This window comes from Pelagimonas sp. (assembly GCF_050633425.1).
GTDB lineage: Bacteria > Pseudomonadota > Alphaproteobacteria > Rhodobacterales > Rhodobacteraceae > Pelagimonas.
The window spans coordinates 393103-415600 of sequence record NZ_JBOEGM010000020.1; the positions used below are offsets into that span (position 1 = coordinate 393103).

The 22498-nt window shown below is 55.6% G+C and carries 25 protein-coding genes; 14 read left to right on the forward strand and 11 right to left on the reverse strand.

Going from position 1 to position 22498, the window contains the following annotated elements; all coding sequences use genetic code 11:
• Window positions 1-370 precede the first annotated feature (370 nt).
• Window positions 371-2158, forward strand: a complete 1788-nt coding sequence (locus ACRBB0_RS17640; RefSeq protein WP_431375764.1) for an ABC transporter transmembrane domain-containing protein — start codon at window positions 371-373, stop codon at window positions 2156-2158.
• Between the two features lie 249 nt (window positions 2159-2407).
• Here ACRBB0_RS17640 and ACRBB0_RS17645 read toward each other — a convergent pair whose 3' ends face one another.
• Window positions 2408-3967, reverse strand: a complete 1560-nt coding sequence (locus ACRBB0_RS17645) for a bifunctional metallophosphatase/5'-nucleotidase (RefSeq protein ID WP_431375765.1) — start codon at window positions 3965-3967, stop codon at window positions 2408-2410.
• Window positions 3968-4271: 304 nt separating this feature from the next.
• Between ACRBB0_RS17645 and ACRBB0_RS17650 the strand changes: the two genes are divergently transcribed.
• From ACRBB0_RS17650 to arsC, 3 genes are read left to right on the forward strand one after another with little or no spacing between them, the layout of a single operon-like run.
• Window positions 4272-4718, forward strand: coding sequence for a DUF952 domain-containing protein (locus tag ACRBB0_RS17650; RefSeq protein ID WP_431375766.1), 447 nt, complete (start codon window positions 4272-4274; stop codon window positions 4716-4718).
• On the forward strand, window positions 4715-5773 hold the full coding sequence (locus ACRBB0_RS17655) for a quinone-dependent dihydroorotate dehydrogenase (RefSeq protein WP_431375767.1): 1059 nt from the start codon (window positions 4715-4717) through the stop codon (window positions 5771-5773). Before ACRBB0_RS17650 ends, ACRBB0_RS17655 begins: the two co-directional genes overlap by 4 nt.
• Window positions 5770-6108, forward strand: a complete 339-nt coding sequence (gene arsC / locus ACRBB0_RS17660; protein ID WP_431375768.1) for an arsenate reductase (glutaredoxin) — start codon at window positions 5770-5772, stop codon at window positions 6106-6108. Before ACRBB0_RS17655 ends, arsC begins: the two co-directional genes overlap by 4 nt.
• A gap of 101 nt (window positions 6109-6209) precedes the next feature.
• Here arsC and ACRBB0_RS17665 read toward each other — a convergent pair whose 3' ends face one another.
• The 3 genes from ACRBB0_RS17665 to ihfB all read right to left on the reverse strand — a co-directional run bounded on the left by ACRBB0_RS17665 (window position 6210) and on the right by ihfB (window position 7625).
• Window positions 6210-6869: a phosphoribosylanthranilate isomerase gene (locus ACRBB0_RS17665; RefSeq protein WP_431375769.1), complete on the reverse strand. Its 660-nt coding sequence runs from the start codon at window positions 6867-6869 to the stop codon at window positions 6210-6212.
• 111 nt (window positions 6870-6980) lie between these two features.
• Complete coding sequence (locus ACRBB0_RS17670; protein WP_431375770.1) at window positions 6981-7340, reverse strand: lipopolysaccharide assembly protein LapA domain-containing protein; 360 nt, start codon at window positions 7338-7340, stop codon at window positions 6981-6983.
• Window positions 7341-7343: 3 nt separating this feature from the next.
• Complete coding sequence (gene ihfB / locus ACRBB0_RS17675; RefSeq protein ID WP_097803234.1) at window positions 7344-7625, reverse strand: integration host factor subunit beta; 282 nt, start codon at window positions 7623-7625, stop codon at window positions 7344-7346.
• A 628-nt stretch (window positions 7626-8253) separates the two neighbouring features.
• Between ihfB and ACRBB0_RS17680 the strand changes: the two genes are divergently transcribed.
• Together ACRBB0_RS17680 and ACRBB0_RS17685 are read left to right on the forward strand one after the other, a co-directional pair.
• Window positions 8254-8949: a hypothetical protein gene (locus tag ACRBB0_RS17680; RefSeq protein WP_431375771.1), complete on the forward strand. Its 696-nt coding sequence runs from the start codon at window positions 8254-8256 to the stop codon at window positions 8947-8949.
• 80 nt (window positions 8950-9029) lie between these two features.
• The gene (locus ACRBB0_RS17685; protein ID WP_431375772.1) at window positions 9030-9233 is read left to right on the forward strand and encodes a hypothetical protein; all 204 of its coding nucleotides are present in this window, start codon (window positions 9030-9032) and stop codon (window positions 9231-9233) included.
• Between the two features lie 191 nt (window positions 9234-9424).
• On the opposite strand, the gene ACRBB0_RS17690 is transcribed toward ACRBB0_RS17685, so the two are convergent.
• Window positions 9425-9688: a hypothetical protein gene (locus ACRBB0_RS17690; RefSeq protein ID WP_431375773.1), complete on the reverse strand. Its 264-nt coding sequence runs from the start codon at window positions 9686-9688 to the stop codon at window positions 9425-9427.
• A gap of 667 nt (window positions 9689-10355) precedes the next feature.
• Between ACRBB0_RS17690 and ACRBB0_RS17695 the strand changes: the two genes are divergently transcribed.
• From ACRBB0_RS17695 to ACRBB0_RS17715, 5 genes are all read left to right on the forward strand, one after another.
• Entirely contained in the window at window positions 10356-10634 is a 279-nt protein-coding gene (locus ACRBB0_RS17695; RefSeq protein WP_431375774.1) for a hypothetical protein, read from the forward strand.
• A gap of 31 nt (window positions 10635-10665) precedes the next feature.
• Window positions 10666-12015, forward strand: a complete 1350-nt coding sequence (locus tag ACRBB0_RS17700) for a hypothetical protein (RefSeq protein WP_431375775.1) — start codon at window positions 10666-10668, stop codon at window positions 12013-12015.
• Between the two features lie 11 nt (window positions 12016-12026).
• Window positions 12027-12527, forward strand: coding sequence for a hypothetical protein (locus tag ACRBB0_RS17705; protein WP_431375776.1), 501 nt, complete (start codon window positions 12027-12029; stop codon window positions 12525-12527).
• A gap of 63 nt (window positions 12528-12590) precedes the next feature.
• Window positions 12591-13241, forward strand: a complete 651-nt coding sequence (locus tag ACRBB0_RS17710; protein ID WP_431375777.1) for a hypothetical protein — start codon at window positions 12591-12593, stop codon at window positions 13239-13241.
• Between the two features lie 213 nt (window positions 13242-13454).
• On the forward strand, window positions 13455-13979 hold the full coding sequence (locus tag ACRBB0_RS17715; RefSeq protein WP_431375778.1) for a hypothetical protein: 525 nt from the start codon (window positions 13455-13457) through the stop codon (window positions 13977-13979).
• Between the two features lie 456 nt (window positions 13980-14435).
• On the opposite strand, the gene rpsA is transcribed toward ACRBB0_RS17715, so the two are convergent.
• Together rpsA and ACRBB0_RS17725 are read right to left on the reverse strand one after the other, a co-directional pair.
• The gene (rpsA, locus tag ACRBB0_RS17720; protein WP_431375779.1) at window positions 14436-16115 is read right to left on the reverse strand and encodes a 30S ribosomal protein S1; all 1680 of its coding nucleotides are present in this window, start codon (window positions 16113-16115) and stop codon (window positions 14436-14438) included.
• Window positions 16116-16346: 231 nt separating this feature from the next.
• On the reverse strand, window positions 16347-17705 hold the full coding sequence (locus ACRBB0_RS17725; protein ID WP_431375780.1) for a KAP family P-loop NTPase fold protein: 1359 nt from the start codon (window positions 17703-17705) through the stop codon (window positions 16347-16349).
• A 163-nt stretch (window positions 17706-17868) separates the two neighbouring features.
• Between ACRBB0_RS17725 and ACRBB0_RS17730 the strand changes: the two genes are divergently transcribed.
• The gene (locus ACRBB0_RS17730; RefSeq protein WP_431375781.1) at window positions 17869-18297 is read left to right on the forward strand and encodes a GNAT family N-acetyltransferase; all 429 of its coding nucleotides are present in this window, start codon (window positions 17869-17871) and stop codon (window positions 18295-18297) included.
• Window positions 18298-18338: 41 nt separating this feature from the next.
• On the forward strand, window positions 18339-18701 hold the full coding sequence (locus ACRBB0_RS17735; RefSeq protein WP_431375782.1) for a hypothetical protein: 363 nt from the start codon (window positions 18339-18341) through the stop codon (window positions 18699-18701).
• 153 nt (window positions 18702-18854) lie between these two features.
• On the opposite strand, the gene ACRBB0_RS17740 is transcribed toward ACRBB0_RS17735, so the two are convergent.
• The gene (locus ACRBB0_RS17740) at window positions 18855-19490 is read right to left on the reverse strand and encodes an NAD(P)H-dependent oxidoreductase (RefSeq protein ID WP_431375783.1); all 636 of its coding nucleotides are present in this window, start codon (window positions 19488-19490) and stop codon (window positions 18855-18857) included.
• A gap of 113 nt (window positions 19491-19603) precedes the next feature.
• On the opposite strand from ACRBB0_RS17740, the gene ACRBB0_RS17745 reads away from it, so the two are divergent.
• Window positions 19604-19984, forward strand: coding sequence for a winged helix-turn-helix transcriptional regulator (locus tag ACRBB0_RS17745; RefSeq protein WP_431375784.1), 381 nt, complete (start codon window positions 19604-19606; stop codon window positions 19982-19984).
• A 22-nt stretch (window positions 19985-20006) separates the two neighbouring features.
• Here ACRBB0_RS17745 and ACRBB0_RS17750 read toward each other — a convergent pair whose 3' ends face one another.
• The 3 genes from ACRBB0_RS17750 to aroA are packed head-to-tail and all read right to left on the reverse strand — an operon-like array spanning window position 20007 to window position 22498.
• The gene (locus ACRBB0_RS17750) at window positions 20007-20621 is read right to left on the reverse strand and encodes a (d)CMP kinase (RefSeq protein ID WP_431375785.1); all 615 of its coding nucleotides are present in this window, start codon (window positions 20619-20621) and stop codon (window positions 20007-20009) included.
• A 12-nt stretch (window positions 20622-20633) separates the two neighbouring features.
• Window positions 20634-21146, reverse strand: a complete 513-nt coding sequence (locus ACRBB0_RS17755) for a hypothetical protein (protein ID WP_431375786.1) — start codon at window positions 21144-21146, stop codon at window positions 20634-20636.
• A complete protein-coding gene (gene aroA, locus ACRBB0_RS17760; RefSeq protein ID WP_431375787.1) occupies window positions 21143-22498 on the reverse strand; it encodes a 3-phosphoshikimate 1-carboxyvinyltransferase in 1356 nt (451 codons plus the stop codon). The genes ACRBB0_RS17755 and aroA overlap by 4 nt, the downstream gene beginning before the upstream one ends.

Consider the following 22498-nt stretch of genomic DNA (forward strand, 5'->3'; position numbering starts at 1 on the left):
AGCCCCAACCGGTGCAGAAGACCCAATCAGCGCATAAAATCGGGCACTCTGTTGCGTTTGGCCAGCGCTTTTGGTGAGAGCATTTCGAATGTGTCCGCGAATTTGAACCGGGCCGTTTGTCCGGGCCGCCTATCCGGGCCGTTGATCAAGGCAGGGGTTCCAGACAAAGGGCGGGGCAAGGGTTCCGGGCAAGACTTGGCCGAATCCCTTATAGGGTGGCCGGGGGATGAGCCGATGTTGCGCCCCGGCCCTAAGCGTCGGTGCGCTTTGGCCATGATTGGGGGCGAATGTCGCTTGCCGCGTCAACTCAGCGCTTGACCCGCACGCCCCACGTGGCAAAACCGCGTGACCGTTATGCAAAGGAAGCACCATGGCCCGTGGCACTACCATGACCTCAGCCGAGGCTGATCGCGAAAAGTCCAAGAGCCTTGGATCGCTGCGCGCCCTGTGGCCGTTTATGCGCCCCTATCGCGGCCAGATGATCGCGGCTCTGTTGGCCTTGATCACCACAGCGACGCTATCGTTGATCTTGCCGATGGCGGTGCGCCGGGTGGTGGATAACTTCAGCGTCGAAGATGGCGCGCTTTTGGACCGCTATTTTGGCGCAGCCCTGGCGATTGCTGCGGCTTTGGCGATTGGCACGGCCTTGCGCTATGCGCTGGTGACACGGTTTGGCGAACGGGTTGTGGCCGATATTCGCAAAGCGGTGTTTGACCGGGTGATCGGGCTGTCACCGGCATTTTTCGAAAAGACCATGACCGGCGAAGTTCTGAGCAGGATCACCACCGATACAACGCTGATTTTGTCGGTGATTGGGTCATCGGTATCGGTGGCGTTGCGCAATGTGTTGATGTTCTTTGGCGGCATGACGCTGATGCTGTTCACCTCGCCGAAATTGACCGGATTGGTGTTGCTGATCGTGCCCGCTGTTGTCATCCCGATTATGGTGTTGGGCCGCCGATTGCGCAAGCTGAGCCGCGAAAACCAAGACTGGATCGCAGAAAGCTCGGGTAATGCATCCGAAGCGCTGAGCGCGGTGCAAACCGTGCAGGCCTATACCCATGAAGCGCGGTCGCGCGGTCGGTTTGGCGATGTCACAGAAAAGAGTTTCCAATCCGCAGAACAGCGGATTTGGACCCGATCCGTGATGACAGCGATTGTGATTTTTCTGGTGTTTACCGGGGTTGTTGGGGTGTTGTGGATCGGTGCATGGGATGTGCGCGCCGGGCTGATGAGCGCGGGAACCTTGGTGCAGTTCGTGATCTTGTCAGTGTTGGTTGCCGGGGCGGTCGGGTCGCTGTCCGAAGTGTTTGGCGAGTTGCAGCGCGCCGCCGGAGCGACCGAGCGGTTGATCGAATTGTTGCAGGCCGAAGACAGCGTGCAAGACCCTGTGAAACCAGTGGCTTTGTCCGAGCCGGTCAAGGGTGAGATCGTGTTCGACACTGTCGGGTTCTCCTATCCGTCGCGCCCGGATGTGTCGACCTTGGAGCAGGTTGCGCTGACCATTGCGCCGGGCGAAACCGTGGCGCTGGTGGGGCCATCCGGGGCCGGTAAAACCACCATCGTGCAACTGATCCAGCGGTTTTATGACCCCTCATCAGGGAAGATCACGCTGGATGGGGTCGCCCTCCCCGACATGACGCGCGATGACTTTCGCAGCCACATTGCGCTGGTGCCCCAAGAGCCAATGATCTTTGCCACTTCGGCGCGTGAAAACATCCGTTTTGGGCGCCCAGATGCGTCAGACGCCGAGGTCGAAGCCGCCGCCAAATCCGCCGCCGCGCATGAGTTTCTCAGCGCCTTGTCTGAGGGCTATGACACCTGGCTTGGTGAGCGCGGCGTGATGTTGTCGGGGGGGCAGAAACAGCGCGTTGCGATTGCCCGCGCGATCCTGCGTGACGCGCCGGTTTTGTTGCTGGACGAAGCGACGTCCGCCCTTGATGCCGAAAGCGAACGCGCGGTGCAGGCCGCTGTGGATACCCTGTCGGAAAACCGCACAACCGTGATCGTGGCACACCGTTTGGCAACGGTGAAAAAGGCCGACCGGATTGTGGTCATGGATCAAGGCCGCGTTGTCGCCCAAGGCACCCATGACGATCTGGTGGCCCAAGGCGGGCTTTATGCGCGTCTGGCCAAGATGCAATTTACCGACGGCTAAGACCCGCGGTTCGGGCCTGTGGTGATGGGCCTGAGCTGATGGGTCTGAGCTGATGGGTCTGTGGCGATGGGTCTGTGGCGATGGGGCTTTTGTGATGGGTCTGAGGGTATAGATTGATGGGATGGTGGGCGGGGCGATGCTCCCTTGGGAGCGAGCGCCGATTTACCATCTCCTTGCGCAAGGCACATGACATAACAAAAGGGCGGAGGTTTGCACCTCCGCCCTTTGTCTATTCTGTATCCTTCGGGCTTACTTCGCCGTGATACGGCCATCCAGCTTGGGCGTCACAGGGCCCATTTTCGCCATGTATTCCGCCGTCACATCGGCCAGATCAGGGCCGAAGTCATAGGCGTTTTCAGCGTCACGGAACATTTTGAAACCGTCGCCGCCGTTGCGCACATAGTTGTTGGACACAACGCCATAGGTCTTGGCCAGATCAATCGGAGCATCACCAACCATCACGTCTGAAATCCGCTCACCGGCTGGTTTGGACACATCAAATGTGTATTTCATGCCTGCAACCTGAAGGAAGCGACCTGCGCCCTCTTCGTGCTGGCTCACCGCGTTTTCAAGCGCCGCCATGATGGTTTCACCCGACACTTCGAAGGTCGACAGGGTGTTTTGGAACGGCAGAACCGTCAGAACTTCGCCCATGGTGACTTCGCCCGCATCAATCGAGGCACGAATACCGCCACCGTTTTGAACGGCGATTTCAATGCCTTGATCTTTCACACGATCCAGCATTGCGTCGGCGATGATGTTGCCCATCGCGCATTCAACCGCACGACAAGAGCCGCGCTCGCCGTCAATGGCTTCGGCGGTTTCGGCAACAACCTTGTTGCGGATTTCCTCAAGCGGCGCTGCCGCTTCGGCGATACGCGCCTTGGTGGCTTCTTCTTCGGCCACGGAGGCATCCAAAAGAATTGGTTCACCAACGGCCGCAGTGACTTCGCCAGCGTCATTAAAGGTGACGTTCAGCTCACCCAAATATTTGCCATAGGCATAGGCCGACAGAATTTGCGTGCCCCCAACAACCGTTGGATAAGCGCCATCTGCCTTGTCATTCGCATTGGACAAGAGCGTGTTGGTGTGACCACCAACGATAACATCAATACCTTCTACGGCAGCCGCAAGCTCTTGATCTTTGCCATACCCCAAATGCGATAGAACGATGATTTTGTTCACACCCATTTCGGTCAATTTGGCGACTTCGGCACCAACCGCGTCAATCGGATCCATAAAGATCACATTCGGGCCAGGAGAGGCCAATTCGTCGGTGTTCTGAGGTGTCGCGCCAATCAAACCAAGCTTTTCGCCGCCCCGTTCAATCACCGTGGATTTCTGCAATTTGTCATGCAGCAAAGGTTCGCCAGAGACATCGGCGTTCGACATCAGGACCGGAAAATCGACGGAATCCATAAAGCCGCGCAGAACTTCGGGGCCATCGTCGAATTCGTGGTTGCCCACTGTCATCCCGTCATAGGCCAACTGGTTCATAATTTCAGCGGTGAGCTTGCCTTTGTAGTAGGTGTAAAACAGCGTGCCCTGGAACTGGTCGCCGCCATCAAACAAGACCGAATTATTCGACCGAGCGCGTGCTTCGGTGATCGCAGTCTGCATCCGCGCAGAGCCGCCAAAACATTTGCCCTCGGCATTGCTATCGGCGCTACAACCCGAATCATACTTGCTGATCGGTTCAAAACGCGCGTGAAAATCGTTGGTGTGTAAAATGGTCAGCGAGTAGTCAGCGCTCGCGGCCCCTGCGCACAAAGCAAGCGCGGCGGCAGATGTGAAAAGACGAACAGACATTGTTATAACCCCTCTGTCGGTTTTTATTATCGCGTTATGCTGCACCCCGGCGCGCGGCTTGTCAAAGGCTCCCTTACGGCGCGGGTTTGGCAAGGCAATCCCCCGCCCAATAGAACGGCAGTGTATCGGTTTCATGTCACGACTCATTGCAGAGGCATCCCCCCGCAGAGCGACCACTTGCGAGCGCAAAGGTGGGGAGATTGGTGAGCCTCTTGACAGTCCTTCATTCGGGCTTTCATTCGGGCTTTCCTTTGGGGAATGAGCCGCTCTGGGACTATCCCGGCCATTGCGATGTGATCGGGCTGTGCGCGCAGAGGTCTTTTCGCCCGACCGCAGCGCGGTTCGCGCCAATCCCGACCATGACAGGGCCTATGCGCTTGACCCGCCCTCTTTGGCACGGCATCACGCCCACATGCTGATCTACAAAATCCTCCGGGCCCCGGAATGGGCCGATTTGCAGGCCAAAGGCGAGACCGCCGGCGCGCCGATTGATGTCTCTGATGGCTTTGTGCATTTCTCGACCGCCGCACAGGCGCGCGAGACCGCAGCCAAGCATTTTGCCGGTGAGGTCGATTTGACCCTTGCCGCCCTGGATGCGGAGCGTTTGGGCGCTGCGTTGAAATGGGAAGTGTCGCGCGGTGGTGCCGAATTCCCGCATCTTTATGCGCCTTTGCGTCTGGCTGATATTGTCTGGAGCGAAGAGTTGCCGCTGGGTGATGGCGGGCATCAGTTTCCGGAGACGATGGTATGAAGATGCTGGAAAACATTGGCATGGGATTGCTGCGCAAGCTTGATCCCGAGACATCGCATGGGGTGGCGCTTAAGGCACTTAACGCCGGGTTTGCCCCCCTGCCCGGCCTGGTGAGCTCGGAGCGGCTGCGTTGTCATGTGGCGGGGTTGAACATGGCCAACCCGGTGGGCATTGCCGCAGGTTTTGACAAAAACGCCGAAGCCCTGCACCCGCTGAGCCGAGCGGGGTTTGGCTTTGTCGAAGTGGGCGCTGTGACGCCGCGGCCCCAACCGGGCAATCCCAAGCCACGGCTGTTTCGCCTGAGTGAGGATCAGGCCGCAATCAACCGGTTTGGCTTTAACAATGAGGGCATGGACGCCGCGGCAACGCGTCTGTCCAAACGCCCGCGCGACATGGTTTTGGGGCTCAACCTTGGGGCCAATAAAGACAGTGATGACCGCGCGGCCGATTTCGCCAAAGTGCTGAGCCGCTGTGGGGCGCATCTGGATTTCGCAACGGTGAATGTCAGCTCGCCCAACACCGAAAAGCTGCGCGATTTGCAGGGCAAAGAGGCGTTGGCGGCCCTGCTGGCCGGGGTGATGGAGGCGCGAGCCGCGCTGGACACTCCGATCCCGGTGTTTCTGAAAATCGCGCCGGATTTGGATGAACAAGGCCTGCAAGACGTGGCCGAGGTGGCATTGTCATCGGGGGTCGCGGGGGTGATTGCCACCAACACCACCCTGTCGCGCGATGGCTTGAAATCACAGCATAAAGGCGAGGCTGGCGGTTTGTCGGGCCAGCCTTTGTTTGAAAAATCAACTCGAATTCTGGCGCAACTGTCGGTGCTGACCGATGGCCAGCTGCCGTTGATTGGGGTTGGCGGGATTGGATCAGCCGAGCAGGCCTATCAGAAAATCCGCGCCGGGGCGTCTGCGGTGCAGCTCTATACGGCGCTGGTCTATGGCGGGTTGACCCTGGGGGCCGAGATCGCACGCGGGCTTGATACGCTGTTGGCCCGAGATGGGTTTGCCAATGTGTCCGATGCGGTGGGCAGTGGCCGGGGGGATTGGACATGATTTTGTGGCATAATCCGCGCTGTTCGAAATCGCGCGAGACGCTGGCGTTGCTAGAGTCGCGCGGGGTGGCGCTCGAGGTCCGCAAATACCTTGAAGACGCGCCGTCTTTGGAGGAGTTGATCGCGGCACAGGCCGCATTGGGCGTGCCCGTGATCGAGATGATGCGGCCCAAAGAGGCGGTGTTCCGGGAGATGGAGCTAAGCAAAGACAGTGACGCAGCAACCTTGCTACAGGCGATGGCCGATCAGCCGAAACTGATTGAGCGCCCGATTTTATTTGTCGGGGACAAGGCGGCGATTGGACGACCGCCGGAACAGGTTCTGACATTGTTGTAAGGCAAAGTTGTAAGGCAAAAGCCTCGATATTGCGTCGGGGCTTTTTCTTGGGATCGGCTTTTAAGGTCTGGCCCATAGCGTCTGGCCTATAGTGTCTGGCCCTAAAGCTTAGGGATTTCCTGGCTTGATGTTGCGGCACTGACAAAGGCCGCGATTTTGGCAACATCCTTTTGACCCGGTGCGCTTTCAACGCCAGAAGACACATCGACCTGCGCCGCGCCCGTAAGCTCAACCGCGCGGGCCACATTCTCCGGGGTCAGCCCCCCTGCCAGCATCCAAGGCCGTGCCCAACGCCGACCGGCAATCAGTTTCCAGTCAAATGCCAGCCCGTTCCCACCGGGAAGCGCCGCGCCTTTGGGGGCCTTGGCATCAACGAGGATTTGGTCGCAGACCTGTTCATAAGTCGCGAGATTTTGCACATCCCCCGCCGAGGCAACACCGACCGCTTTCATCACCGGTAGCCCATAGCGGGCGCGGATTTCGGAGACGCGCTGGGGGGATTCTGAGCCATGGAGCTGCAAGATGTCGATGGCCACCTTGCCGGTGATCTCATCAAGCAGCGCATCATCGGCATTGACCACCAAGGCCACTTTGGCGAGGCCTATGGGGGCGAGAACAGCAAGATCACGGGCAGTGTCTATGGCGACATGGCGTGGCGACTTTGGAAAGAACACAAACCCCGCATAGGCGGCCCCGGCCTGCGCTGTTGCGTCAACGTCTTGGGGCTTGGTTAGCCCACAGATTTTCACTCTGACGTCCATTGTCGCCCCATCGGTATTTGCCCCAATTTTCAGAGGCTTGCCACAAAAGCAAGAGGGGGCATTGCCCCCTCTTATGATCCCAAAGCGGGACCCGTATCTCAGGTGATCAGATTAGCTGGCCTGATCAAGCAGGGCCAGAACCTCATCCTTGTCTTTGTCACGCTCAGCCTGAGTCTTTTTCAACTCACGCTCAAGCTTGCGAACCTGCTGACCTTTTTGGTTGGCATCGACCCGGATTTTATGTTCGCGGAACCATTCCAGAACCTCACCCAGAACCACGCCCAAGATCAGGCTACCCAACACGATAACGAACAATGGCAGTTCGAGCGAAAAGGACAGCCAGCCCATTCCGGGCACGGCAGCGACGCCACTTGGCAAGGTGTTAAGCGTCACCGACCCCAGATTGGCGACGGAGAAGTTCACAAGGACAATAGCAAGCGCCGCATAAAAGGCGTAGCGAATGTAACGCATCGGTTATTTTCCGTTCAGGCGGTCCCGAAGCAGCTTGCCGGTCTTGAAGAAGGGCACGTGCTTTTCCTCGACCTCAACAGATTCCCCTGTCCGGGGATTGCGGCCGGTGCGCGCGTCCCGCTTCTTGACCGAAAACGCCCCGAAGCCCCGCAGTTCGACCCGGTCACCCCGAGCCATAGCATTGGTAATCTCTTCGAAGATCGTATTGACGATCCGTTCCACATCCCGCTGATACAGGTGTGGGTTCTCGTCTGCAATCTTCTGGATCAATTCTGACCTAATCATGGCCTCGTTTCCCCCCTAAAGGTACGGCTTTGCGCACTTTGATATGGCCCGACTATAAGACGGGTTTTGCTTTGCGAAAACTCTTCAATGACGGAAATATTCATGTTTTGCAGCTATTTGACTAGAAAATAGCCGTACTTGGGCAAATTCGAGCGATGAATTGCCGACAAATCATACGATGCACCCGCAGCAATCACTGCGGCGATTCGCCTGCCCGCATCCCCAAGGCGCGGTTGGCGCGGCGCGAATGCGATGGGGCAAATCCAGTTTCGCGGGCTCTAATGACACAACCGCGATCAGAAATCTTGCCCCGCTGATGGCCCTTTGATGTGCCGTTCGATGTGCCTTGGGCAAAGGCGACAATTTTACCGATTGGACGCTGCGCCGTTAACACTTTGCTCAGGACTCTGCCTCACCTTGCCTTCACAGAAGTTGCCGCCGCGGCAGTTTCGAACTGGTTGGAGTTTAACAATTGGGCCTGATGCGCGTGTTTTTCAGAATTTCGCTCTGTGCTTTTGTGTGTGCTTTGTCGGTGCCCAGTTTGGCGACTGCGGGTCAAACACATGTTGTTGCGATTGGTGCCTGCCCCCCCTGGAAAGGGATGGATGCGGCGGTTTGCAGCCAATCTGTGACTGATGTGAGCAGCGCATTGGCCCGTCGTTTCGATGTCGCGGCAGCCAATGTTCATACACTTGTAAATGCCAAGGCAACGGTGTCGGGTGTGTCCGCCTTTCTCTCCAAGATCACAACAACAGCGGATGATCGCGTGGTTCTTTACGTGAATGTCCACAACGGAAGCGCCCAGTCCGGGCATTCCGCGACACCTGATAGCGACGTCATGGTGTTTTGGTCCCAAGACGATCCGCGGGTTATCGAATTTGCACTTGCTGAGGGCAAATGGCTCTTGGCCAGCGACTTTGCCAAAATGCTTCACACAGTCGAGATGACAGAGCTGATAGCCATTTTTGACGCCTGTGAATCAGGGGCCTTGGCGACGGAAGTCATGCATGACGCCGCTCAGGAAGGTCGCCGCGTCGCGACAATTGCCTCGGCGCAACCTGGCCAAGTCGCCAATTTGACCCAAAACCTAAAACAGCCGCTGTTCAGCAGCCTATTTGCAAACGACCTGGCCAATGCCTCTGCGGCCAAACACTCTCAGTCTTTCTCGACGCTCTTGACCGAGGTCACAGAGCAAACCCAATCTCGCGCAAAACAGGTGTGTGCCTCACGCCAGGCGCAAATGAATGAGCAAGCTGGCCATGCGGTCAATTGCGATCAAGTCCCCATTATTTCGGATCCAACAGGCCTGTTGAGCCAGCTTTGATCCCCCGCCATGCGACCTTGAACAGGGGTCCATAACACGACCAGACCGCCACTTCGGCATTTTAAACAAAGGAAACTTCCATGAAATATGCTCTCGCAACTGCCCTGATCCTGTCCTCAACCGTCACCGCACAGGCGTTTCACATTTCCATCGGTTTCGGCGCAGATGGCACAAATGCCGTTATCTGTACCGTCAAAGAAGTGAGCCTGTTGGCGCAGTCGGCAGAAGAATGCAGCGCAGCTGGTGGTTCTGTGAGCCATCTCGTGAAGTCCGTAGAAAACTAAAGACATTGTCTCCTAGCCCTAGTTTTTCGCAGGAAATCCACAGGGCTGAGAGACGGTTTTGAGAAGCGACTAAGGGTTCCGCCGCCGCGGAGCCCTTATATATGTCTCTCACTAGATATATGTCGCTCACTGGAAATTGGCTGTGGCAACAGAACACCTATGAGCAGCGTTTGCCACATCGGGCGGGGCCTTTATTTGCAGACTGCTTCAAAAACTCTGAGGCCCTTGGAGTTGCGACCCTGAATCTTGAAGCTGGCCAGTGGTTTGCCGATCTCACCGCAATTCTTCGCTGCCTCGGCCTGAACCTGCCCCGGCTCCCATTCAGTGCCAAAGACACCGATCATCATGTGGACACCGTCCTCAACCTTGAATTTCATCTTCAAGGTCTCCGCACCCGCCGCAAAACCCGGCATGGCAACCCATGCCAAAACACATCCGCAAATCAATCGCTTCATATCGCCCCCCAAAAACACATACCTATAATGACGTCAGACTAGGGTTGGCACCTAGGTGAGCGCAACTCGTTTTTCGAACCTGTTGGGTGTCGCGGCTGGTCGCTAAGCGGACCTTACTATGGTTCGCCGATAAGGGAACAAGGACAGATGTCAGCCCTTCCATGTCATACGCAAGAGCCGCAGTGAAGAAGGGCAGCAGGGGCCAGGACATCACTGGATTTTCTCGAAACCGGACATGCGAGTTGCCGCGGACCCTCGACCGATACGGCACCTAGATCAAGAGCCAGCCCAACCTTGCTTGAGATCACTGTCTGATCGAAAACACATCCATATCAATATTATAGGTGGTCCATCTCCTGCATTTAGCAAAGACGTTCGTTTTTGTAATGCAGCCCGCTGCACTTAACGCCGCCACATCGGCCTCCCCAATCTTTGGAGTATCCACCAACTCAATCGGAGTCGCCTCACCGCAGCTGATGGATCTCCACGTCTTTTGAGACAATGGGGTGTTTTCCAATGGCCACGTTGGATTTGCCGGGGCGCTTTTCACCTCAATCTGAGAGATTGCCAGCCAAAGGAGAAGCGGCCAGTTAAAAAACAGCCAGAGGTATTGCTGTTTCGGAGAATAAAAGATGTATTGAACCAGGGTAATTTACGGAAGTACATAATGCGCGACCTCGACCACATCTCCTACATTCAATCGACTTTTGAACCATCTGATATACGGTTGTATCAGAAAATTATTGATAAGGAACAATCGGCTGGCGATGAGAAACGTCACAAGGTGATGATCGATTTCGACATCCATCTTGATACATCACACGCCTTTTACAAATACCTTATGGATAACACCGATCTCGCGTCAGTGGAGATTGTTTGTGACAAACTCACACTAGATTGCAAGATCACTTTGCCAGGTGTTGATGTGTCAATTTTTTGCGCGTGAGTTTATGCTAAAGTCTGGGGGCGGAATTGATGTGTCTGGGACCCCCCATGACGACCCGACTGATCCAAAAAATGACTATATTGACGTCATTGATGGTGATCAACAGGGCGCGCAACGGCGAAAACCCGTAGCGCACGGGAATGATGTTGGTAGCTTGGCAATCTTAGTCGACAAGTTCGAAAACCAAGCGGGATCAGGGGCAGTCTTCAAAGCCAACGGCAGCGACGGTCAGAAGTTGCTTCCGGGTAAATTTGGTGAAGATGGCAAAGACTTCCCGTATTATTTCGATAGCTCAAATGACATTTATCATCTTCCATCCAAAACCAAGAGCACGAAAAGTATGACGATGAGCTGGCTGGCTCGTGCATACAAAGACGACAACAGCAACTACGAAAAATACTCAAAAAGCGTGGGGCGAGGATTAGCCTATGCAAAGATCACATACGACTCTTCCCCCGGAAATTTGACCGTACGCGATTGGAAGTATGAGTTGGACAACCAAGGGGGGCAGCCTTCGCATGCGTTAGGGGATAGCAGCCCATCAAATGGCGGGAATGGCGGGGTGGTTCAACGCGCACCAACAATTCCGGCGCGCTTCTTTCAGAACAAGGGCGGTAAGGCGCGCGATAGCCAGGCCCAGTCAGGTGGCCAGGCGCTATGTATGCAGAAAAATCCCGGAACGAATGGGCGGAAATACTTTGGGATATCGTTCACAGTTGATCAGAAAGCCGTTTTTTCTTGGCATGGTTATGAGTATTTTATTCGCGATTTCCAAGTGTATGATCTTCCGGCGCCAACTGATGGAATCTCATTCCCGGTTGAGCGCGGCATTCCTGGACGGCAACCGGATAAAACCGTTGGTTCAAACTATAGTTGGCTTCACCCCGCGCTTGTTTCTCTGGTTCTTGATTTGGCCAATGATCTCTTCGCTTCCGGGCATATCGATGTTTCGCCTTCGGGCGGTCCAAGCGTGGAAACACTGGTGACAAACTACCGTGAGGCAATCAAGCAGCTTGCCTCCAACCCGGATGATTTTGGAATGGTCTTTCCAATCATTGGAGATTTGTGGCGGCACAACCCGCATATCAGCATCGCCAGCGCTGCCGCTAAATTTGGAAATATTATCAAGAATTTCGACCTGGGTCTGGACCATTTTGGACATTCGCGCGGTTACATGCCAGCGGTGTCTGTGGCCCAAGCGCAGAGATTTTATGAGAAAAAGCTCAAGAAAAGCCTGCCTGTCGCCGTGATTTCCAAGGCCATTATTGATCAGTCACAATCAGCGGAAGCCGAACAGGAAGTGATCCTGCGCACCATCGGGTCACTAAAGACATCGGCCACTGAAAACGAACAGCTGATCAAAGATGAGCTAAAAAGCTGAACGCTTTGGAAATGAAACTGTTTGGAGACCAATTGGAGCGCGACGCCAAGGTGACCAAAAAGGACGTGGCAAACGTCGAATATATGGACATTGGCAGCAAGTTGGAGACCTATGCCCCGGTCGAAAAGAAAATCCAGTTTCTGACACGCATGATGCAGAAGCGAGAAAAGTTTCTGAAAGACCAGGCAAAGAAAGACGAGGAAAAGCTCAAAACCATTCGCAATGTCATGAAGATCGGGTCAATCGCCTGTCGGGTTATCCCGTTTGGACAACCTGCCCTTGGAGCCATCGGGTCGACCGCTTTTGAAATGTCTGCGGCATGTATGACTTACGCCAGCGGCAAAGAGGTGAATTGGGAAAAGGCGGTCGATTTCTCGCGGGTTGGAAATTACCATACTTATCGCAAGCAAAAAAACGATCTGACAAAAGGTGTGAAATTTGCAGCCCGTACCCTGGCCTCCAGTGAGCAGGGAATGGCCAATGTCTACAAGTCTAAGTCCAACTATAGCTAAAAAAACGAAGCAGGTGAGACATACACGTTGCCGCCCAAGGAATGGGCCAAACAGAACCAGAAAGTGTTCGATGGTATTCAGAAGGATCTGGATGGAACGCTCGACAAGATGAGCTCTAGCAATAGCACCTCCGCTTTGTCCGATGCCGGGGCGTTGTTCAAGAATTGGTCGGTGTCAGACGAAGAGGTCGAAAAAGCCTATCAGGCACTTGCGGGGCATGATCTGATCCTTGAGGCTATTGCCGGGTTTCTCAAACAGCAGAACAAACGCCAGTCGACTTTGTATCAGGATATCATGCGTTGCCATCAGGCTATTGATGCCGCCTATGCCGCGGTTGCAGATGCGGTTCAAACGATGCGGTATTTCTCAAATCTGAGCAACACCGTTGCCGAGGATTTCAACACGGCCCTCACCGGTATTCTTGAGGCTGAGAACCGCAAGGCGTATGAACATATCGCCTATTACCACTATCTGTTGACCAAAGCTTATGAGGGCTACTTCCTGAAGCCAAGCACACTTGCCCCGCGCATCAAGCGCTTTGCCGAGGAGCTGGACACCGCGTTGAAAACGCTTGGGAAATCGATGGAGTCCACCGGCAGCCTTTATGAGAAGGTGATGGGGGACGCCAAGCTGATCGAAGCGTTTTATGATATCGAAACCCTATCTCAGACCGATATCGCCAAGGTCGGAAACCGCAATCTCAACAGTATCTAATGGGACATCGAAGAAGACGCGTTAGAGAGTTTGAACGAGGCGCTGGCGGCGTCGACGTAAAGTAAGGCAGATGCACAGCGCTACTTCCATACCTACAATGAAAGTTCGTTAAAGTTCATTTTCCTCGAACAGGAAAACGCCCGGTTCGTCGGGATCGAGCTGCGCAATGAGGGCAGCTGGAACTTTGAAGTCTGCGATTTGGACGGGCAAAGGTTGGGCGAGTTTCAAGCCACGACCATCGACCCGCTAAGCGGGTCATTCAATGCCCCCAAGTTCATTCCTGATGCGCACTCGGGCCTTGCGGAAGATGCCATCAAGCTGAAGGGGCGCCATCGCCTTTACCTGAACGTCGCCGGGAGCGGCATCGTCAGTGGCAGCAATGGTGAGAGCTATTTCCTTTCGCCTCAGTCATCTTTTGGGTTCAGCTGGGACGTGGACCTGGGGCGTGGACAGGTGTCGAAAGATGTTGGATTGAAGCTCAACGACAAAGAGGTCGAGAAGCTCTTGCAAGATGGTCAGAAAGACAATCTGCCGATCGAGTCTATCCTCGCCATGCCGCCCTTGGATGGTCAGATCGGGATCAGATATTATGCGGAACCTTCGGTTGCGACTTTGCAGCGTGCGGGGGAAGATAAGCAAGAGATTCCGGTGCGTGTATCAGTGAAAAAGCTGAGCTTTAAGGTCCACTTTGCATCCGAGTTGCGCCCGATGCTGAATGTTAATCCGACCACAAAGTAGCGCATAAAACCTAGCCTAGGGCGGATCAATTGTTTGGCCCTAGGCTTAGATGGCCCCTAGAGAACAACTTTATGTTTGGATGGAGTGAAACAAGTAATTGCGACTGTTTGCACCATTCTTGTTCCGTTCGTAAATCAGGTGGGCGGATGCGCAATGTGTTACCGAAGTTCGAATGGAAAATGCATGCGTAATCCCGTGTTCAAAAGACAAACAGAGCACGCGAGGCCTTTCGCAGCGAATATCTGCTCTTAATCTTGAAAAGAGCAGACCAGAGCTGTGGCTTGAAGTCACTCAGATTGTGCAGCCGTGCAAAGTACGTTTCCCACGCGGACTTGGCATTGGGGCGGCACTTAACAATGATTGAAACGGGCTAAAAGCAAGCATCTCCGCGCCCATTTCAAACGCAAAAGGCCCCGGATTTCTCCGAGGCCTTTCGTTTCATCAAAGGGGAAACGATTACTCGTCGCCGCTCTTCAGGGCCGCGCCCAGGATGTCGCCCAAGGACGCACCGGAGTCGGAGGAACCATACTGTTCCACGGCTTCTTTTTCTTCTGCGATTTCGCGTGCTTTGATCGACAGGCCAAGACGACGTGTCTTGGAGTCGATGTTGGTAACGCGAACGTCGATTTTGTCGCCGACATTGAAGCGCTCTGGGCGCTGCTCTGCACGGTCACGCGACAGGTCGGAGCGGCGGATGAAGGATTTCATGCCTTCGTATTCCACTTCGACGCCACCATCTTCGATGGCTGTCACTTCGACGGTTACGATCGAGCCGCGCTTCACGCCGCCAACCGCATCTGCGAACTTGTCGCCGCCCAAGGCTTTGATCGAAAGCGAGATACGCTCTTTTTCGATGTCCACTTCGGAGACAACCGCCTGAACGACGTCGTTCTTGTGGTAGCTCTGGATGGCTTCTTCGCCGCGCTCGTCCCAGGACAGGTCGGAGAGGTGAACCATGCCGTCGATGTCGCCTTCGAGGCCAATGAACAGACCGAATTCGGTGATGTTCTTGACTTCGCCCTCAACCTGAGTGCCCTCAGGATAGGTTTCTGCGAACTGCTCCCATGGGTTGCGCTGAGTCTGCTTGAGACCAAGGGAAACGCGGCGCTTGGAGCCGTCGATTTCCAGAACCATGACGTCGACTTCTTGCGAGGTGGAGACGATCTTGCCGGGGTGTACGTTCTTTTTGGTCCAAGACATTTCGGACACGTGAACGAGACCTTCAACACCAGGCTCCAGCTCAACAAATGCACCGTAATCGGTGATGTTGGTGACGCGGCCTTTGTGGACCGACGACAGTGGGTACTTGGCGCCAACGAGATCCCATGGATCTTCCTGCAGCTGTTTCATGCCGAGGGAGATACGGTGGGTGTCTTTGTTGATCTTGATCACCTGAACCTTGACGGTTTCGCCAATTGTCAGGATTTCAGATGGGTGGTTCACACGGCGCCATGCCATGTCGGTGACGTGCAACAAGCCGTCAACACCGCCGAGGTCAACAAACGCACCGTATTCGGTGATGTTTTTGACAACGCCGTCAACAGAATCGCCCTCTTGCAGCTTGCCGATAACTTCGGCGCGCTGTTCGGCACGGGATTCTTCGAGGATCGCGCGGCGCGATACAACGATGTTACCACGGCGACGGTCCATTTTCAGGATCTGGAACGGCTGCTTGAGACCCATCAACGGGCCAGCGTCACGCACGGGGCGTACGTCAACTTGCGAACCGGGCAGGAAGGCAACGGCACCGCCGAGGTCGACAGTGAAGCCACCTTTGACGCGGCCAAAGATTGCGCCTTCGACACGTGCATCGTCTGCATACGCTTTTTCGAGGCGATCCCATGCTTCTTCACGGCGCGCCATCTCACGGGAGATAACAGCTTCGCCACGGGCGTTTTCAGCGGCGCGGAGGTAAACCTCAACTTCGTCGCCAACATTCACGCTCGGTGCTTCCCCGGGTTCTGCGAATTCTTTAAGTTCAACGCGGCCTTCCATTTTGTAGCCTACGTCGATAATGGCTTGGCCCGCTTCAATTGCGATTACCTTGCCTTTGACAACCGAACCTTCGTCCGGTGTGTCCATCTCGAGGCTCTCGTTCAAGAGGGCTTCGAATTCTTCCATTGTTGCATCAGCCATGTGGCGTCAAATCCTTTACATTGGTTTATTCGGGCCGCGCGGTTGTCTCCACGGGTCTTGGTTTCGTTGCATCCGACGGCGTTTTTGGCAGGGTGCAGGCATGGTGACACAACACAAACAAGAAGGGCCGGAGGCAATCCCCAGGCCCTGCTCACCATAACTGCGACTCTTAACGGTCGTCAGATAGCGCGCGTATTACAGGGAAACCGGCCCATGGGCAAGCCCGCGGTTCTAATTCGCGTCGATCTGGTGGATCGCATCGAGCATGGCCTGGTGGCGGGGGATGTAGGAAGAACAAAAAGTCCCACAGTGTACATAAAACTCTTCATCTGCGATTTTGGAATCATGTTCCGCAAGTCTCTCAATAATTCGGTGCAACTCTCTACAGGATTGGTTCATAATTTGCCTCGGGTTTGCCGTTCCACCGCCATCCGAACGCATCATCATCGCACCACTGACAATCAAATCGCCAAAATGTGGAGATAATTCAGCTCTGGGCAAAGCTGTAACTGCAAAGTTCGGGTTCAAACCTTGATCACAAAACGCCAACCAAACCATCAGCGCGCAGTCAATCGGCTCGTCCTTGTAACAGAGCAAGGCCATCTTGATCCTAAGGAGGACGCGCTTCAATTGTCGCGGGGACAAACCGCTCATGGGAGCCAACTCACCCGCTAGCCGGGCAGCCTTTGCCACTGCAAATTCCTCATGATCACCAAACGGGATCGCGAGAGGCAGGTCCATAGCCAGATGTTCAACCGCCGTCGATAGCGCCGCATCCGTCATCGGCAGGGCCAATCGCATATCGACAAATTTGTCTAGATAGCGCTCGCCTTTCTCCATCTTGCCAAATCGGTGTTCTGCGATCCGTTCCAGATAATCGGCGTTGACCATCAGGACAAAGACAAAACCCGGTTCGTCAAAGACAAGTTTCATCGCTTCGAGCAGGGCCAAGGCATAGTCCGGGTGGCAGCGGTCCAGCTCATCTATCAGGATGATGACGCGGCCACCCTGCTCTTTTCCGGTCAGGGCCTGACGCAAAACCTCTAGCTGTTTGGGGATACCTTCACGTGCCTTTTCTGTTGCTAACTGCTTGACGATGACTGCGCCTGCAGCTTTGGTGAAGGCGTCTCCGCCCTTTTCTATGGCATCTTCGAAGGCGTCCCAGCCTTCGACCTCAGCCAACAACGCCTGCTGACCTTCGCCGATCAATTCGTCGGCCCCTTCACGCAGTACAAACCGCGCACCTGCCCGCACGCCCATGCGTCCATATTTCGTGAGTGCAAGCAAAGCTTTCTGCGCCTTGGTTTCTTCCTTTTTAAGCTGCGCGGCCAATGCGCCGACAAACGTTACCACCGGATCGCCGGAGTGATCCGATTTTTGCGCGTCCAACTCGATGACCACTTCTCCGGCATTGCGCAGCTCTTGTGCCCAGCCCTCTCGGAAAAAGGTTTTGCCGCGCCCAAACCCCGCTTCGATCGAGACAACCTGCCCCTCATCGAATGAGGTGACCAAGTTGGAGAACGTCTTGCTGATCCCGCGAAAATCCAGCAGATCCTGTTTCCAAGGATCTGCAACACTTTGATCTTTCATAATGCCCCCACTCACCGATCTACAATACGCACCCAAACACAACCATAGAGTTTTCAGAAAGACACTCAATTGCCCTTGGGTGTACATCTGATCGGCCTGCCCCTTATGACGAGCAAAAGGACATGACGAGCAAAAGGACATGACGAGCAAAAGGACAAGCGCTTTGACTGAATTAACCATCGGACCCGTTGCATTGGACACTGTTCTGGATATCCGCCACGCCGTGCTCTGGCCGGATAAACCGCGTGATTTTGTCAGCGTCACAGGGGATGAAATGGCCTTGCATTTGGGGGCTGAATTGAGGGGGCGGGTTGTGTGTGTCGTGTCGCTTTATGACACCGACACCGGCGCGCGGATGCGCAAATTTGCGACCTTGCCGACGTTTCAGGGGCGCGGGATTGGCGCTCAGGTTTTGACCGAGGTGCTTGTCCGCACGGCTCAGACGCATCGCCGCATCTGGATGAGCGCGCGTCTGGACGCCCTGACATTGTATAGGCGGTTCGGTTTTGTTGAATTTGGCACCCCGTTCGAGAGATCAGGACAAAGCTATTGCTATCTCGAACGTCCCCTGCCCCTTGCTTTGGAAGGCTGAGACCGCTTAGGGTGACAAACCGTTGTAAAAAGGAAACTATAATGAAGTTTGTTGCCCCATTGATCGCTGCGGCATTCGCCCTTGGCGCCTGCCAAAGCACGACAGATGCGCCTATGGAAAAGGCCCCCACATCCATGATTGCCCCCCTAATCGGGAAAACACTTGTCGCAGAAACGGGCGCAACCTTTGTCTACAATGCCGACGGCACCGTTTCCGGCGAAATGAGAAACCTTCCGGTTGCTGGCGTCTATACGATCAACGCCAAAGACACCTGCACGGTCTTTTCGGCCCCCGACCAGCTGAAGGGCCAAGAATTCTGCAGCAAACCAGAGATCAATGGCAATACGGTTGTCTTCCACCGTCGCGATGGCAGCACATCTCCAAAATACGAAATCAAAGGCTAATTAGGCCGAGATTTTCTATCTTAGATTTGATGTATTAAATAGGTCAGGCCACGTTTTGCGGTCTGACCTTGTTTTTGAGCCCAGCGTTTTCAGGTGTATTGGTATTTGGGCCTATTGCTTTTGGGCGTTTTGATATTTTGCCCTTGGCGCGGGTTAGGCGATCTCTTTGATGAAATCGGCGCGCGGTTTGCGGACTTTCTTCATGTTGACCAACCAATCCGCATCCTCTTGGCGATAGCCAAGCGGCAAGAGCGTGGTCGAGCGCAGCCCCATGTCGCGAAGGCCGAGAATTTCGTCAACCTTGTCAGGGTCAAAGCCTTCCATCGGGGTGCTATCAACCTCGAGTTCGGCGGCGGCAGCAAGGGCAAATCCAAGCGCGATATAGGCCTGACGGGCGGCGTGGCTGTGGTTCATCTCTTCTGTGCGCGGCAGGTAGGTGTTTTTGAGATTGTCATAATAGCCGGTCAGCATATCGCTTTTGCCGCGCTCGTCTTCCATTTGGCTCAACACCGCATCAATGCGGTCGGCCGAATAATTATCCCACGCGGCAAAAACCAACAGGTGTGAGCCTTCGGTGACTTGGGCCTGATCCCAGGCAGCTTTGCGGATTTCGGCGCGGATTTCGGGGTTTGTGATGACAAACACTTCGAAAGGCTGGATGCCCGAAGAGGTCGGCGCAAGGCGGATCGCCTCAAGGATTTGGTCCAGCTTGTCCTGAGGAACCGATTTGGACGGATCCATCTTTTTGGTTGCGTAGCGCCAGTTCAGTTTGTCGAGCAGGGAGGTCATTTTTGGTGTATCCTTGGAGGGTGGTATCAATTTGTAACTGGCTATATAAGAGGTACTAAGCACCCCGCAAGAAGGCACATTTTTGTGCCCCGGTATCAAACAGGGAACCACCCATGGCAGAGAAAGCCAAATGCCCGCAATGCCAGCGGATTAACGACGTTTTATCCCGTGTCGGCGATCGCTGGAGCGTGCTGATCGTTATATCTCTGACGGAATATGGCGTGTTGCGGTTCAACGAATTGAAACGCCATTTGGGGATTTCACAACGGATGCTGAGCCTGACCCTGCGCGAATTGGAGCGCGATGGATTGGTCAGCCGCACCTATTACCCAACCATCCCGCCCAAGGTGGAATATGCGCTGACCCCATTGGGGGAATCCTTTCGCGAACCAGTCAAGGCGATGGGCTATTGGGCGATGGACAATCTGGACAATATCGACCAGGCCCGCGCCAAGTTTGACGCCGACGCTGAGAGCGAGGCCAAGAGCGCCTAGGCCCCTTCCCCCCCCTTGGGCCTTAACCCACGCTTTGGCTTTCGGAAATGATCGCAATGGCGGTCTGAACCGCATCAGCAATATTGAGATCTGAGGTGTCGATCAGAACGGCATCTCTGGCAGGTTTGAGCGGCGCATCGGCGCGGTTCATGTCGCGTTCGTCGCGCTCTTTGACATCGGCCAAAACCGTTTCATATTCGGTATCCAACCCGTTGCCCTGCAATTCGGCAAAACGGCGTTGCGCACGCACTTCGGCCGTGGCGGTCACAAACAGTTTCGCATCAGCCGCCGGGCATATCACCGTGCCAATATCGCGCCCATCCAGAACCGCGCCACCGGCACGCCGGGCAAAGGCCCGCTGAAAATCGACCAAAGCGGCGCGCACTTCTGGGATGGTAGCAACCTTGGAGGCCGCTTGCGCCACGTCAGGGGTACGCAGGGTACTATCGTCAAGATCGCTGGCCTGGAGCGATTTGGCGGCTTGGACGGCTGGGATTCCGACGATCACTTTGGCCCCGACCGCACGGTACAACAGGCCGGTGTCGAGATGGGCATAGCCAAAATGCGCCGCCACGGCCTTGGAAATCGTGCCTTTGCCCGCCGCTGCTGGACCGTCGATTGCAATTGTAAACGCCATGATTGCCCTCACTCACGCCTGTTGGGGTTTGCGCCGCAAAAGCCATAAAACCCCAAGCAACGCCACAGAAATCAGCACAAGCACCCATTTGGTGATGGTGAATTCCGAGGCCAGATTGACCATATCAGCGTTGACCCCATCGGCACCGGCGCGGATTAGCCCGGCCACAAGGGCATTTTCGCACAGATCCATCAGCGCATAGGCGGCGGCCGGCAGGACGAGGATCATCCTCGACCAAGGGTGCATCCAATGCGCTGCCCCCAATGTCAGGTGGCCCAAAAGCAAGGCAAAGGTGATTGGGAACAGGGTGTCGAGCACCCGCAATTCAACCAGATAAACCGCCCGCCCGGTGTCGTCGAGCGCGGTCAAATAGGCTTGGGCATCGGCCAGAGTATAGCCCAGAACCCGCGTATCAAACGCCGCAAGCGACCCGGCATGCGGGGTCAAGATCGTTGCAGACAGCCAGAGCATGACCCCCATGAGAGCCACGGGTAAAGCGGCCAGAATGGGGGTTGCGCGCATCATGTGGCGCCGGCCTCGCGCGTGATATTGGCACCAAGGTTGCCCATCAGGCTTTCGAAAATCGGGAAAGACGTGGCGATTGGCCCGCCATCATCCACCGACATCGGTTTTTGCGTGGCAAAGCCCAAAACCATAAAGGACATGGCGATGCGGTGATCGAGCTGGCTTGCGGCGGTGGACCCGCCCGGCACATTGCCATGGCCCAGCCCGTGCACTGTCCACCAGTCTTCGCCCTCATCAACCCGGACACCGGCGGCGCGCAGGCCGATGGCCATGGCGTCGATCCGGTCTGATTCCTTAACCCGCAATTCTTTGACGCCAGGCATATAGGTTTTGCCCTCGGCAAAGGCGGCAACGACCGACAGGACCGGATATTCATCAATCATGCTGGCGGCGCGATGTGGCGGCACTTCGATGCCTTTGAGATTGGGCGAGAACCGCGCGCGCAGATCAGCAACAGGTTCGCCCCCCTCTTCGCGTTCATTTTCATAGCTCAGGTCTGCGCCCATCTCACGCAGGGTGGTAAAGAGCCCCGCCCGTGTCGGGTTGAGGCCGATGTTGGGCACCAGAACGTCAGAGCCTTCGCAAATCAGAGCGGCGCAAACAGGGAAGGCCGCCGAGCTGGGATCGCGCGGAACAATGATAGTTTGCGGTTTGAATTCAGGCCTGCCTTGCAGGGTGATCACCCGACCTTCGTTGGTTTCCTCGGTCGAAATGGTGGCCCCGAACCCGGCCAGCATGCGTTCAGAATGATCGCGGGTTGCTTCTTTTTCGACAACAACCGTGTCGCCCGGCGCGTTCAGCCCGGCCAAAAGCACCGCGGATTTCACCTGTGCCGAGGGCACCGGCACCTCGTAGCGCACCGGCAGCGGATCGGCCGCCCCGACGATGGTCATCGGAAGGCGTCCGCCTTTGCGGCCATAGGATTTTGTGCCAAACAGCGCTAAAGGATCGGTGACACGCGCCATGGGACGACCGTTCAGGCTCGCGTCGCCGGTAAAGGTTGCGGTGATCGGCGATGTCGCCATGGCCCCCATGATCAGGCGCACGCCGGTGCCAGAATTACCACAATCAATGACGTTTTCAGGCTCAGCAAAACCGCCCACCCCAACCCCGTGAATATGCCAAGTGCCATCGCGCTTTTCGATCTCAGCGCCAAAGGCTCGCATGGCCTTGGCGGTGTCCAGCACGTCCTCGCCCTCGAGCAATCCGGTTACCTTGGTCTCGCCCACGGTCATCGCGCCCAGAATCAACGAGCGATGCGAGATCGACTTATCGCCCGGCACATGCGCCTCCCCCTTGAGAGGGCCAGAGGCACGTGAGGTCATTGGGATCGGGGCACCGTGGCTGGACAT